This window comes from Flavobacteriales bacterium (assembly GCA_016700415.1).
In the GTDB taxonomy this organism is placed as follows: Bacteria; Bacteroidota; Bacteroidia; order Flavobacteriales_F; family PHOS-HE28; genus PHOS-HE28.
Window position 1 is genome coordinate 87,867 of the sequence record CP065018.1, and the last position, 12,767, is coordinate 100,633.

The 12,767-nt window shown below is 60.9% G+C and carries 13 protein-coding genes; 7 read left to right on the forward strand and 6 right to left on the reverse strand.

The genetic code is table 11. The features are described from left to right. Positions 1 to 4: 4 nt before the first annotated feature. From IPP95_00395 to IPP95_00405, 3 genes are read right to left on the reverse strand one after another with little or no spacing between them, the layout of a single operon-like run. Entirely contained in the window at positions 5 to 265 is a 261-nt protein-coding gene (locus IPP95_00395) for a hypothetical protein (GenBank protein ID QQS72731.1), read from the reverse strand. Further along, positions 243 to 2,162: a helix-hairpin-helix domain-containing protein gene (locus tag IPP95_00400; protein ID QQS72732.1), complete on the reverse strand. Its 1,920-nt coding sequence runs from the start codon at positions 2,160 to 2,162 to the stop codon at positions 243 to 245. The genes IPP95_00395 and IPP95_00400 overlap by 23 nt, the downstream gene beginning before the upstream one ends. Positions 2,163 to 2,182: 20 nt before the next feature. Further along, positions 2,183 to 2,998: a hypothetical protein gene (locus tag IPP95_00405; protein ID QQS72733.1), complete on the reverse strand. Its 816-nt coding sequence runs from the start codon at positions 2,996 to 2,998 to the stop codon at positions 2,183 to 2,185. Positions 2,999 to 3,189: 191 nt separating this feature from the next. Here IPP95_00405 and IPP95_00410 point away from each other — a divergent pair, with 191 nt between their 5' ends. From IPP95_00410 to IPP95_00440, 7 genes are all read left to right on the forward strand, one after another. After that, positions 3,190 to 3,729, forward strand: coding sequence for a hypoxanthine phosphoribosyltransferase (locus IPP95_00410; GenBank protein ID QQS72734.1), 540 nt, complete (start codon positions 3,190 to 3,192; stop codon positions 3,727 to 3,729). 38 nt (positions 3,730 to 3,767) lie between these two features. Beyond that, positions 3,768 to 4,334 (forward strand): adenylate kinase, encoded by a 567-nt coding sequence (locus IPP95_00415; GenBank protein ID QQS72735.1) that lies wholly within the window; start codon positions 3,768 to 3,770, stop codon positions 4,332 to 4,334. Positions 4,335 to 4,493: 159 nt separating this feature from the next. Beyond that, positions 4,494 to 5,519 carry a GTPase ObgE gene (gene obgE / locus IPP95_00420; protein ID QQS72736.1) on the forward strand — a complete coding sequence of 342 codons (1,026 nt, stop codon included), beginning with the start codon at positions 4,494 to 4,496 and terminating at the stop codon, positions 5,517 to 5,519. Next, positions 5,519 to 6,100, forward strand: coding sequence for a phosphatase PAP2 family protein (locus IPP95_00425; protein QQS72737.1), 582 nt, complete (start codon positions 5,519 to 5,521; stop codon positions 6,098 to 6,100). The genes obgE and IPP95_00425 overlap by 1 nt, the downstream gene beginning before the upstream one ends. Continuing rightward, the gene (locus IPP95_00430) at positions 6,097 to 6,465 is read left to right on the forward strand and encodes a CrcB family protein (GenBank protein ID QQS72738.1); all 369 of its coding nucleotides are present in this window, start codon (positions 6,097 to 6,099) and stop codon (positions 6,463 to 6,465) included. Before IPP95_00425 ends, IPP95_00430 begins: the two co-directional genes overlap by 4 nt. After that, positions 6,462 to 8,078 (forward strand): alkaline phosphatase family protein, encoded by a 1,617-nt coding sequence (locus IPP95_00435; protein ID QQS72739.1) that lies wholly within the window; start codon positions 6,462 to 6,464, stop codon positions 8,076 to 8,078. Before IPP95_00430 ends, IPP95_00435 begins: the two co-directional genes overlap by 4 nt. Positions 8,079 to 8,216: 138 nt before the next feature. After that, a complete protein-coding gene (locus tag IPP95_00440; protein QQS72740.1) occupies positions 8,217 to 9,569 on the forward strand; it encodes an OmpA family protein in 1,353 nt (450 codons plus the stop codon). A 26-nt stretch (positions 9,570 to 9,595) separates the two neighbouring features. Here IPP95_00440 and IPP95_00445 read toward each other — a convergent pair whose 3' ends face one another. From IPP95_00445 to IPP95_00455, 3 genes are read right to left on the reverse strand one after another with little or no spacing between them, the layout of a single operon-like run. After that, complete coding sequence (locus tag IPP95_00445; protein ID QQS72741.1) at positions 9,596 to 11,290, reverse strand: sensor histidine kinase; 1,695 nt, start codon at positions 11,288 to 11,290, stop codon at positions 9,596 to 9,598. A 22-nt stretch (positions 11,291 to 11,312) separates the two neighbouring features. Beyond that, positions 11,313 to 11,699: a hypothetical protein gene (locus IPP95_00450; protein ID QQS72742.1), complete on the reverse strand. Its 387-nt coding sequence runs from the start codon at positions 11,697 to 11,699 to the stop codon at positions 11,313 to 11,315. Then, complete coding sequence (locus IPP95_00455; protein ID QQS72743.1) at positions 11,696 to 12,721, reverse strand: aminotransferase class I/II-fold pyridoxal phosphate-dependent enzyme; 1,026 nt, start codon at positions 12,719 to 12,721, stop codon at positions 11,696 to 11,698. The genes IPP95_00450 and IPP95_00455 overlap by 4 nt, the downstream gene beginning before the upstream one ends. Between the last annotated feature and the right edge of the window lie 46 nt (positions 12,722 to 12,767).

Consider the following 12,767-nt stretch of genomic DNA (forward strand, 5'->3'; position numbering starts at 1 on the left):
AAGGCTAGAACTTCACGCGGAGCTCCATTTTCAGGTCGCTCTTATTGCTTCCCGAGATCTCCTGCAGTCCGGAGCTGATCCGATCGCGGTCCGTGAACATGGTGATGCCATAGCGGGCCCACACGTCGATGTTCCGGGCCACGGACCAGCGCAGCATCGTGTACCAGCGCATGCCGCGCCCGTAGATCGGCGGCAGGCTGAACACGCCGGGGATGTCGGACTCGAAGGCATAGATCCTGGAGTCATAACTGTCCGTGGAGAACAAGGCGATCCTTCCGGTGAACTCGACCCGGCCCTTCTTGGGGCGGTGGATGATGTCCTGATAGATCAGGAAGCCGTGGTCCACAGGGTTTGATCCGCGCTGATAGTCCACGCTTTCGATGCGCGTGCGCAAGGTGACGCCCGGGCTTACGCGATAGCTGGCGTTGAAGCGGTAGTTGTTCTGTTTGGTGTCCACTAATGGGAGTATGCCGCTGACGCTTTCCGTGGTATTGCGCGGTTTCATCTGGGTGCGGGCCTTCACGTAGACCTGTACGGCCTTGCTGGGCGTCCACGTCAATTGGCCCAAGGCCTCGTATCCGCTGCTGAGGCCGTTGGTCTGGTAGCGGAGCCACGGGAAGGTGAACTGGTCGTAATAGGCATTGAAAACCCACTTCCGGCTGGGCTTCAGCTCGATGCTCGGCATAGAGGCCGCGTTCGTTCCACGGGTTGGAGCTTTCCGCGAAGGCGCTGCTGTACAACCCTTGGAAATCGCGTTGCAGGTCGCGGTACAACATGGCCAAGGAAAGCCGCTTGTCCAGTGCCACCAGCAGGCCGGTGACGCCCGCCATGCCCCCGTTCGAGCTGCGCGCACCCTCGCCGAACCAAGTAACGTTGCGGGACACGGCGTTCCAGTCAAAGCCGTAGGTGGTGTTGCTGTTCCCTTGGAACTCGTATTGGTTGTAGGGCTGGGTACTTGACTTCACCAGTGTGTTGTCGAAGTTCACTTGCGCGGCCGTGGCGCCAAGGCTCCATCCGGTCCGCTTATATTCGAGGTGCCCTCCGTAGATGAACTCCTCCAACGCGTTCTTTTTCCCCAGTTCGGTATTGGTGCGGTGGTAGCCGTCTTCCAGGAAGGAACTGAAGGTGCTCTGTTCGTCGCTGAACCCCGTGCTGCTCGTGTCAGTAGAGGTCTGCACGTTGGCGTCGTACTTCTTCTTGCTGATGAACGCGGTGCCCTCGAGGTGCTTGCCGAAGCCCATTGTGGCGCCCGCGCCGCGCAGGAACTGGTTCTCGTTCACGCTGGCGTAAGGTGAAAGCCCCGGCGCGTTCTTGCTGATGTTCATCGTATAGGCCGACTTCCGCGCGAAGGAGAGTCCGCTGGAGAACACGAGGCCCTGGCCGAACTGCGCTTGGTAGTCGCCGATCGCCACTGCCTTTATCGGGCCGATGTTCCGCAGGAAGAGGTGCGCCGAATAGAAATCGAAGCCCTGTTTTTGGCTGCCTTTGAAAAATTCCTCGCCCTCGTCCTTCTCGGCGGTGATGCCGAAGTCCAGGTTGCGCCTGTACTTGAACCGGTAGCGCGCATAGGCCTTCCACGGGCTGCCTAAGTAGACCTTGTTGTTCGCGCGCAGCGAATCCAGCACGTGCGGGTCGTCCACATCCGGCAACGGGTCGCCGTCGGGGTCCCTGTACGGACTGTTGAAGGGGTCGCCACCACCGAGAAAGCCCTTGCGCTGTTCGATGTTGATCTGCGTGCGGAACAGGAACTCGCTCTTGCCATTGGCCAGCATCTCCTTCAGTGAGGTACGCGAGCTGCCTTCGCCGCTGACGGTAACGAAGGGCCTCATGATCTCCAACGTGGCGTTGTCCAAGCCGTCCACCGTCTGTAGCTCATAGATGCTGATGTACTTTCCGAAGTGTATGATGTGCGCGAGGATGGCGTTGATCTGGATGTCGGTGAGCAGGTGCAGGGAACCCAGCTCCTCCGCATCGGTGCGGTTGAGGTTGATCGGGTCGCTGAGGCGTTCGGTGAGCTGGTCGGCCAGTGAGGAGAGGTCCACGTCACTCTCGTCGCCAAGCTGTTCCGCGATGGTGGCGATGCGCTGTTCGATCAGGTCGCGCAGCTCCGGGGAAATGTCGTCCTGCGCACGCAGGGCCATCGCCCCGAAAAGAAGCGCCATGCACAGCAAGAGATACCGCATCATTTGAAACGGTAATTCAGGTTCACCATCGGGGTGAGGCCCAGCTGCGATCGCATTACTGCCGCCACGTCAACGTCCAGTTGTTTCACGCGCACGCCCACCCCGAAGTGTGCCTTCGTGGGGCCGGTGCTGATGCCCGTGCGCAGGAACAGCGCCGAAATGGGCCGGTACTCAATGCCGGCGTGGTATTCCTCCGGGCGGTCGATGTCCTTGGAAACTTCGCCCGTAAGCGTCACCTGTTCACTGAAGGTGTAGCCGAGCCCCGCGCGGACCACCGTGGGCGCTTTCTCTTCGTATGGCCCGCCCAGCTTGGCGCGGTTGGGGTTGTACAGGTGCGCGCCGATCCACAAATGCTCGGTGAGCTTCGCCTGCACACCCAGTTCAGCGGTGATGGCGCTGGTGCTTCCGTAGTCGTCGCCCAGCCTGATGTTGAGGTAGTCCAGCTGCACGCCCACGCGCAGCCCGTCGTTCAGCTTCATGGCATAGGCCAGCCCGAAGGTGCGCTGGGCATAGAGCGTGTTGCCGAAGGAATTGGCGCTGACCGCGAAGGTGCCCTTGCCCACGGGCAGCGCGAAGGCCAGCCCTTGCATGGCAAGGTCCGGGGAGAGCCAGTGTTGCTGGTAGTAGGCCCCGGCCACCGGACGCTCCAACCCCGCAAGGCCTGCCTGGTTGCTGCTCACGCTCCAGAGGTCCACCAAAGTGATGCCCGCATGGCCCATCCCGGCGAAGCGGGCACCCACGGGAAATTGCTCGCCCCCGGCGAGCACTGTAGCAGGGACCAAGGTCACTGCCAAAAGGAAGGTCGTCGTGCGCATCGGTCCGAAAGTAGGTATCCGGAGCATTGGTAACGAATTGAACATGCCGAAACAAGAGAATGCGGCATGCCGATAGCGCTGCGTTCGATCATATCGGGAGCTGGAAGTGGAAGCATGGTCGGATCGAATACCGCCTTCAATGGCGATCGGGGTGAGCCACCGCTCACGATCGCTACCTTCGGCCCCTGCCCATGGAAAAGGTCACCCTTCACGACAAACAGTTCGAGCCGTTCATCAGTGCTACGGACCTGAGCGCGGCCATGGATGCCGTGGCCAAAAAGGTCGCAGCTGAATACGCGGACAAAGTGCCGCTGTTCGTGGGCGTGCTCAACGGCGGCTACTTCTTCGCCTCGGAGCTTTTGAAGCGGCTGCCCATCACCTGCGAGATCACCTTCGTGAAAGTGGCGAGCTACCACGGCACGGTCAGTTCCGGCACCGTGAGCCAATTGATCGGGCTTAACGAGCGCATCGCGGACCGCCACGTGGTGGTGGTGGAGGACATCGTGGACACCGGCAACACCATCGCGCACATCGTGGAGGCCTTGCGGGAAAAGAACCCCGCGAGCATCGCCATCGCCAGCCTCTTGCTGAAGCCCGATGTGTACAAAAAAGACATCCCGATCAATTTCGTGGCCATGGAGATCCCCAACGTCTTCGTGGTGGGTTCCGGCCTGGACCACGATGGCTTTGGAAGGAATCTGCCGGGTATTTATCGGATCGTAAACAACTGAAATTCCAGCGTCGGAATCGGCGTTCACCAATGGACAAAATGAACATTGTGCTTTTCGGCCCTCCGGGAGCGGGCAAAGGCACGCAGAGCAAATTCCTGATGGAGCGCTATGGTCTCGACCACCTGAGCACGGGCGACCTGCTGCGCGCTGAGATCAAGGCGGAAACACCGCTTGGCTTACAGGCCCAGGAGCTGATGAGCGCCGGCGAATTGGTGCCGGACCACGTGGTGGTGGGCATGATCCGCAACCTGCTGGAGGAAAGCCCGGATTCCAAAGGCTTCATCTTCGACGGCTTCCCGCGCACGCGAGCGCAGGCCGAGGCGTTGGACGGAACGCTGGAGAAGATCGGCAGCGACATCTCCCTGATGTTGGCCTTGGAAGTGGAGGAGGAGGAATTGGTGAAGCGCCTGCTTGGCCGCGGTGCCACCAGCGGTCGCCCGGACGATAAGAGCGAGGAGGTGGTGCGCAAGCGGATCCGCGAATACGAGAACAAGACCGCGCCCTTGAAGGCATACTACGAGGAGCAGGGCAAGCTGCGGCGGATCGATGGGATGGGCGGGATCGCTGACATCACCGCGCGGCTCACGGCTTCCATTGACAAGTGACCTTTAGTTGTCGGTTGTCGGTTGTTCGTTGTTCGGCTGCCGACGCTTTTAGCAGGCAGCCCTTTTTCGGGCAATACGTCCGTGATCTGTGCCATCCTTGTTCAGGCGGGACCCACCTACGGAAAACCATTCCTCCCAGCCATTCACCACCTTTGCGGCATGTCCTCAGCGAACTTCATCGACCAGATCAAGATCGAATGCCGCTCCGGCAAGGGTGGCGCGGGCAGCCGCCACATGCGGCGCGAGAAGTACATCCCCAGGGGCGGCCCTGATGGTGGTGACGGTGGTCGCGGCGGCCACATCATCCTGCGCGCCGATCCCCAATTGTGGACGTTGTTGCATCTGCGCTACACCAAGCACGTGATCGCCAAGGACGGTGAGAGCGGCGGCGCAAGCCAGAGCAGCGGCAAGATGGGGGAGGACCGCATCATCGAAGTGCCGTTGGGCACCGTGGCGAAGGACCCGGAAACAGGTGAGGTCTTCTGCGAGATCACCGAGCCGGGCCAGGAGGTGATCCTCCTTCAAGGCGGCCGCGGCGGATTAGGCAACCAGAACTTCCATAGCTCCACTTTCCAGACCCCACGCTTTGCGCAACCCGGGGAGCCGGGGCTGGAGCAATGGTTCGTGTTGGAGCTGAAAGTTTTGGCGGACGTGGGCCTCGTGGGCTTCCCGAACGCGGGAAAGAGCACCTTGCTTTCCGTGGTGAGCGCGGCCCGGCCGAAGATCGCCGACTACCCGTTCACCACGCTGGTGCCCAACCTCGGCATCGTTGCTTACCGGGACAACAAAAGCTTCGTGATGGCGGACATCCCGGGCATCATCGAGGGTGCGCACGAGGGCAAGGGCATCGGCCTGCGCTTCCTGCGCCACATCGAGCGGAATAGTGCGCTCCTCTTCATGGTGGCCGCGGACAGCCCTGACATCGCGGCGGAATACAAGGTGTTGCTGAACGAACTGGCGCAATACTCGCCGGAACTGCTGGACAAGGAACGCCTGCTTGCGGTGACCAAGAGCGACCTCTTGGACGAGGAGCTGATCGCGGCCCTGCGTAAGGAGCTGCCCAAGAATGTTGAGCACGTCTTCATCAGTTCCGTGGCCAACCAAGGGCTGGACAGTTTGAAGGACATGATCTGGTCGAAGATCCATAGCACGGTGGAGCCGGAGCCTCCGCCAAGCCGCTTTTAATGAGTTGGACGGATACGATACTTTCCGCCGACCGTGCAGGATTTCTGGCCGTGAACGGCGCACATAGTGCTGCGGCCGATCCCTGTATGGTGCTCTTGAGCGATCCGCGGGTCTGGATACCGGTCTATGTGCTTTTCCTGGTTTTGGTCAAGCTGCGCTGGGGCTGGCGCGGACTGTGGTGGTCCTTGCCTGTGGCAGCCTTGATGATCTTCTGCAGTGACACCGGTTCCGTAGTGTTCTTCAAAGACACCGTACAGCGCTTGCGCCCCTGCCATGCCCCGGACCTGCAAGGTCTGGTCCACTTGGTGGACGGCTACTGCGGGGGACAGTACGGTTTCATCTCTTCCCACGCTGCCAATCACTTCGCGCTGGCCACGTTCATGGCCGGTATGCTGCGCCGCGATCCCTGGTGGACCTTGCCGCTGCTGTTGCTTTGGGCGGGCCTGATCGCGTACAGCCGCGTGTACCTTGGGGCGCATTATCCCGGCGACGTCATCGTGGGGGCGCTCTATGGCTCGCTTATCGGCGGCCTGGCCTACTCTCTTTTCCGTGCCATTCACCAAAGGACCGGCGAACGATGAACATCTGGGCAGCGGTATTCCTCGGCGGCGGCATTGGCAGTTTGCTGCGTTTTGGCATTACACGCCTGCTTTTGGCGTTGGACCTCCGGGGCGCATTCCCTTGGGCCACGCTGATCGCGAACGTTCTGTCCGTTATGATCCTCGCTTGGGTGCTGCTTCGCGTTCCGGCGCATTTCCAGCAGCGCCCGGCTCTTTCCGCATTCATCACCGTGGGGATCTGCGGCGGGTTCAGCACCTTCAGTACGTTCAGCTACGAGAATTTCCTATTGATCCGGGAAGGCCTTCCGGGCATGGCACTGGCCAACATCGCCGTGAACGTGGTGGCCTGCTTGGCGATCTTCTTCATCATGGCCCGCAGCGTATGAGACATGCCCTGACCGGAGCTTGTGCGCTCCTTTTCGTAGCCGCTCAAGCACAAGATCCCCAATGGACCGATCCTCCGAAGCTGGTGGTGGTCATCGTGGTGGACCAGATGCGCGTGGACAACATCTACCGCTATTGGGACAACTTCAGCGACGGCGGCTTCAAGAGGTTGGTGCGTGAAGGTTCATTCCAGCGCGATGCGCATTACGACTATGTGCCCACCTTCACGGCCCCGGGCCACACGAGCATCTACACCGGCACCACGCCCGCTCACCACGGCATCGTGTCCAACTATCCCTACGTCCGGGGTCTCCGCCGCAGCTGGTATTGCGCCAAGGACACCACCGTGGATCCGGTAGGCACGGCCGATCTTAGCGCCCAACGATCGCCCTATCAACTCTTGGCCAGCACCTTGGCGGATGAGCTTGAGCTGCGCACGGACCGCCGGTCGCGCACCGTGGGCATCGCCTTGAAGGACCGCTCCGCGATCATGCCCATCGGCCGCACGGGCGATGCCTCCTATTGGTACGTGGGAGGTGAAGAAGGCAAGTTCGTAAGCAGCTCTTGGTACATGAAGAAACTCCCCGCGTGGTTGGACGCCTTCAACCAAAAAGGCCTTGCTGCGAAGTACCTGGACCGGACCTGGGAACTCTCACTGCCGCGCGACCGCTACCATACGCCCTTGCCGGACGACAATCCCTACGAGGAGGCCTTGGGCAAGGACCTCCGTCCCACGCTGCCGCTGGACTTGGCCGCCTTGCGGAAAGCGGGGGCCGATCTACGGCTGCTCATATACACGCCCTGGGGCAACACGCTCACCACGGACATGGCCATCGCCGCCATCGCCGGGGATTCATTGGGCATGGATGTGGTGCCCGACTTGCTGGCACTGAGCTACAGCAGCCCGGACGAGCTCGACCACATGATGGGGCAGCGCTCCATCGAGGGAGAGGACATCTATGTACGCTTGGACGCGGACCTCGCACGCTTGCTGAGTTACTTGGACGAGCATGTGGGAACGGGCGAGTACACGGTCTTTCTCACCGGCGATCATGGTGGTGCCGATGTGCCCGCCTACCTGCGCGACCTCAAGGGCAGTGCGGGCTACACCCCGATGGCGGAACTACAGATCTGGCTCGGTGCGCATGGTTTTGCGGGCACGATCGACACCGTCCGGCAGGGGCAGGTCTACCTGAAAGCGGATGCCCCGAAGGAAACCGCTGAAGCGGTGGCCCATGCGTTGAGCATGCACCCGGCGGTCGCCTGTGCTGTTTCCGGCGAGCGCTTGCAGGACATGGGCCAGCTTCGGGGCATCGCGCAGGCCATGGCCCGGGGCTACATGCCGCAACGTTGCGGGGATGTGCTCTTCTCCCTGCACCCCGGCTATTTTGAGGCGGAATACAGCAATGGCGGTGTTGGCACCGAGCACGGGACGGCGTGGAACTACGACACCCAGGTGCCGGTCGTTTTCTTCGGTAAGCATGTGGTGAAAGGGGAGGTCATGCGGCGCACCTCGATCACGGACATCGCACCCACGGTTTCCACCATTCTGGGCATGGCCCTGCCCAATGCCGCAGATGGACGGGTGGTGCCGGAGGCCATCAGCACACATTGATCATCCTGACCGGCGAACGTAAGCTCAGGATACTCTTTGTCAAAGGGCCCGGACCGAAAGGTGTTGGAGCGGATTGTTAGAGCTTTCATGCCGGTGGACTGGCGCCGCGTTGTGCAGTGTTCTAAGTTAGCTCCGCCAATGCCACTGCACATTCCTTTCCGGGGGATCCTCTTCTTCTTTTTCCCGTGGACGTTCGGCTTCCTGTCCGCGCAAACACCGCTGTCGTTGGTCGCCCAAGGGACCGTTGATTCCATCGCCGTGACGGGGTTCGTGGGAGATCCGGGGTCCGGTGCGGCCGTGTTCCGGGCGGATTGGACCGGAATGGACGGCCAAGCACCTGCGTTCAAGTTCAAGGAACCGGCCGGTCAACACGGGGACAGCAGGACTTCATTGGACGAGCTGATCATCGCCGGCGTGGAACAATACCTTGACCAGCGGGTCCACTTCACCCGCGATGGTGTGCAGGTCGATATCCCCGTACCGCGCTTGGCTTCCGGTATTGATAGGATGATCGGCACGGCGGCGGCGCGTTTCGGGGCGCCGGCCATACCCTTGTCCGCTGCCACTAAGGAGCAGCTGGGCCGTGTATCCCGGATCGATTGGAGCCAGGCGACCTTCGGCATTGACGGGGGCGACGACCAAGAGAAATACCTCGCGATCTACTACTACGTAAGGGCACAACGTCAGGAGTTGGAGCGGCAGCTTCACAATGACCTTATCCAACTGTCGACCGTGGACGTGCTTCCTCCGCAGGGAGCGGCCCAGCGGGATCCCGGCAAAAGCGAACCCGTGCCCACCGTCTGCAGCACCGTCTTCGATGAGGAAAACTACCTCTGCGCCCTGGACCTGAAAATGGACAGCGGCAAGGCGTCTCCGGACGTGAAGTTGACCGATGCGATGCTTTCGGACATCGCGATGAAGGCCAAGGAAGCGGAAGAGCTGCCACCGGCACCCAAGCTGCGCAAGCGGGACCGTTGGTTGAAGGCGGAGCTGGACGCCATCAACCGCAGGATCGACCAGAGCGATCAACGCAAGGAGCTTTGGGCGTTGCGCGACCGGATGGATGACATGGAGGGGCGTTTGGACGACATCGGCCTACAGGTGGACGAGCTGAAGACGGACCGTGCCGCACCGGGCACAACGGACAATCCAGTGGCCACATTGAGCGCGCTCACCGGGCGCAATGTGACCGTGCGTTTCAGCAAAGGATCATCGGACCTGGAGCCGAATGAAAGGGCATTGCTCGCTGAAGTTGCCCTCTCCATGAGGCAAGCGCCGAACGGGCGGGTGCTGGTGACCGGATATGCGGACAAAACCGGAGATCCGGGATCGAACTTGGCCCTGAGCGAGCGGCGCGCCAAAGCGGTGCGGTCCTATCTGCTCGGGCAGGGCATTGACGGCAGCCGGGTCCTGATGAATTATTACGGCTCCAGCCAAAGCTCGGGATCGGACCCGTCGGAGCGCAGAGTGGAGCTGGAGTGGGTCCGCTAACAGGCCTTAATTGCCTTTCGCGTCGCTCATTTGGCATACCGGTCACTGCGGAAGGTCACTTCCACAAAAGTGCCGCCGTCGTGGGTCACGCGCATGGTGCCGTCGAGCTGGTCGGTGAGAGCTTCCACCACTTCCAGTCCCAATTGCGTTTCCTTGATGTCCTCTGGACTGAAGCCTTTGCCATTGTCCTTCACACCAAGGATGAACGTACCATCACCGGGATCCCGCACTGTGATCTCGATATGGCCGCCGGTGGCATAGGGGAAGGCATGCTGGTGGCAGTTGGCGAGCAGTTCGCAGAAGACCATGCCGAGTTGGATGGCGGTGTCCGCGTCACAGTGGATACCGGCGGCGTCCACGTTAAAGCTCACCGAGCGGCTGTCGGGGTCGAACATGGCGGCGATGGCCTTGGCCAGATCGTCGAGGAACACGCCGAGGTCCACGGCGGAAAGATCGGTCTGTCGGTAGAGCTTATGGTGGACCAAGGCCATTGAATCGATGCGTCGTTTGCCGCGCATGAACTCGCTCTGTGCCTCGCTGTCGGGAACGCGTTGGGCCTGAAGGTTCAGCAAGCTGCTGACCACTTGCAGGTTATTCTTCACCCGGTGATGGACCTCGCGGTCCAGCACTTCGCGCTCGTCAATGGCCTTCGCCAAATGCCGGGCTTGCACGCTCGATCGCCGTTCCTGGCGCTGTACGCGCCGTTCCGAGCCCCGGTTCAGGAGAAAGACCATCGTCAACAGCGCGGCCAAGAGCACAAGCAGCACGAACACCGACCACAGGGCGATGCGCGCTTCCCGGTTCCATTCTTGGATCTCGTGCCCCCCGATCATCACCCCGGTGTAGATCTTGGCACCGTTCAGATCCAAGGGAACAATACGCCCGATCCACGGTTCTTCTCCGATCGATCCATGGAAGTCCGTGATCGGTCGGTCCTCGCTCCAGACCAGCAGGGTCCTGCCCCACAACCGTCCGATGGAGGATGTGTCATCCGCATTTGTCAGTAAACGGCCTTTGGAATTCAGCTCGATCGTGGAAACTTCAGGGGTCCACTGCGACAACCGGGAGAACATCGCATCGGCATCGACGTCGAAGTGGACCACCCTATATGCCGAATCGTCCGACCCGCCCCGGACCAAGAGGGAAATATGGAGGACTTCCGAACCATGCGCGCCTTTCCCCTCCGACCATACAGGCTGGTCCCGTCCATTCTCCAGTGCATGGCTGAACCAGATGTCCTCCCGGGGATCATTGTCAGCTTCAGCGGCGACCGGCATCGGTATTCCGGCGAGCCTGACCGGCCATTCCGAACGGAAGGTGCGTGCAGGAACACTGGCACGCACGGTCGATGTGAAGCGCCACGTGCTGTCCACAAGCTGGAGGATTTGCTCATCACCCCGATCGTTGGCGACCCCGATGGCCCGGATCGCGAACCGGCTGCGCATCACGGGCAACCAGCGCTTGATCAATTCCGTGTCGCTGATCGTATCGTTTTCCTGCAAGTAATTCGCCTCTTCATTCAGGTTCCAGGCGAACGTGTTCGTGAGCAGTTCCAATTGCCAGCGCTGGCCGTCCAAAGAGCGGTCCAACGCCAGCTTGCTCAATTGCTCGCCGCGTTCGGTGTTGTGCGACAGACCTCGCGCCAATAGGCCCAAGGCCAACACCATCAGTATGGCAACACCGATGATCGTCCACCGTTCTGATATGCGCTTCTTGATCAAAGTCGTGAGCTGATTGGGTCGATCAGGGGCATGATACGGATCGTTCCACGCTGTATCCGGTCAATTCCACTTTGGTATCGGGGCTGGCAGCCTGTTCAGGCGTGAGTTTCTGCGGAACGAAGTAGATGCCGTTCAGTTTGCCGTTGAATGTCCGCCCTGCGGGAATGCAGGTATCCGCCGTGAACTGCTCCACGGTAAAGGCCTGATAATAGAGGTCCAGCCCCAAATGCATCCGCTGCGGGGACGAACTTGCGTTCACGATCTTCAACAACAGCTCGCTCGGCTTGCCGGCCCTGTGGTTCCAGCGATAACTCACGGACACATCGTCCTCCTGCCCGGCCTGTATGAACTTGGGTGCTGCACAGCCCAGAACGAGCGTCGACAAAAGGAGGAGCAGACCTTTTTTCATTTCTCAATAGACCGCATCACGGCGATGGTTTGGTCGACGGCGTCATCGTCCACGTCCCGGTGTGTCACCATGCGCACCATGAACGTACCGAACTGCGAAGCCAGAACGCCGTTCTGCTTCAGTTTGACGATCAATTGCGTGGCGGGCATTGTGGGTTTCAGGACGGTGACCACGATGTTGGTCTGCACGGGCAATACGTGTTCAACAAAGGAAAGACCGGCCAGTGATGCTTCCAACCGCTTGGCCCGGGCATGGTCTTCCGCAAGGCGTTCCACATGATGGTCCATGGCATGCAGGCCCGCTGCCGCCAGGATGCCCACCTGCCGCATCCCCCCTCCGATCCGCTTCCGCACGCGCCGGGCTTGAAGAATAAAGTCCTTCCCGCCAACCAGAACACTTCCTACAGGCGCGCCAAGGCCCTTGCTCAGGCAGATGGAGATCGAATCGAACGGCGCGCCCCATTCCTCGGGAGAGCGACCGTCCACCGCCATCGCATTGAAGATCCGGGCCCCGTCCAGATGGAGCATCAGTTCATGTCGGTCACAAACGGAGCGGATGCGCTTTGCCTCGCCCAGATCCCACACGCTGCCACCTCCCCGGTTGTTCGTGTTCTCGATGTTCACCATGCGGGTCCGGGCCAAGTAGGCGGCGTCCCGGTCGTTCACGGCGTCGGCCACGGCTTCCGCGGTGAAGCGTCCGCGATCTGCCGGGACGAATTTCACGCTGCATCCACTGGTGGCCATCACGCCGCCACCTTCGTAGCGATAGATGTGCGCGCCTTCCTCGCAGATCACCTCGTCTCCCGGCCGGGTATGGACGTTGATCGCGATCTGGTTGGTCATGGTGCCGCTTGGGCAGAAAAGACCGGCTTCATGGCCAAAAAGCTTGGCCATTCTTTCTTCGAGCGCGTTCACCGTGGGATCCTCGCCGAACACATCATCACCCACCACGGCGGTGGCCATGGTCTCGCGCATGGCCGGGGTGGGCATGGTCACGGTGTCCGAACGCAGATCTATCGCCATGAAGGGGCCAAGATAACAAGGTGCGAAAGGCGTATGATGCGACGGT

Coding starts and splice junctions, on each gene's coding strand:
- IPP95_00400 (QQS72732.1), bottom strand. CDS start 2,162: ATGGCGCTTCTTTTCGGGGCGATGGCCCTGCGTGCGCAGGACGACATT.
- IPP95_00405 (QQS72733.1), bottom strand. CDS start 2,998: ATGCGCACGACGACCTTCCTTTTGGCAGTGACCTTGGTCCCTGCTACA.
- IPP95_00410 (QQS72734.1), top strand. CDS start 3,190: ATGGAAAAGGTCACCCTTCACGACAAACAGTTCGAGCCGTTCATCAGT.
- IPP95_00415 (QQS72735.1), top strand. CDS start 3,768: ATGAACATTGTGCTTTTCGGCCCTCCGGGAGCGGGCAAAGGCACGCAG.
- obgE (QQS72736.1), top strand. CDS start 4,494: ATGTCCTCAGCGAACTTCATCGACCAGATCAAGATCGAATGCCGCTCC.
- IPP95_00425 (QQS72737.1), top strand. CDS start 5,519: ATGAGTTGGACGGATACGATACTTTCCGCCGACCGTGCAGGATTTCTG.
- IPP95_00430 (QQS72738.1), top strand. CDS start 6,097: ATGAACATCTGGGCAGCGGTATTCCTCGGCGGCGGCATTGGCAGTTTG.
- IPP95_00435 (QQS72739.1), top strand. CDS start 6,462: ATGAGACATGCCCTGACCGGAGCTTGTGCGCTCCTTTTCGTAGCCGCT.
- IPP95_00440 (QQS72740.1), top strand. CDS start 8,217: ATGCCACTGCACATTCCTTTCCGGGGGATCCTCTTCTTCTTTTTCCCG.
- IPP95_00450 (QQS72742.1), bottom strand. CDS start 11,699: ATGAAAAAAGGTCTGCTCCTCCTTTTGTCGACGCTCGTTCTGGGCTGT.
- IPP95_00455 (QQS72743.1), bottom strand. CDS start 12,721: ATGGCGATAGATCTGCGTTCGGACACCGTGACCATGCCCACCCCGGCC.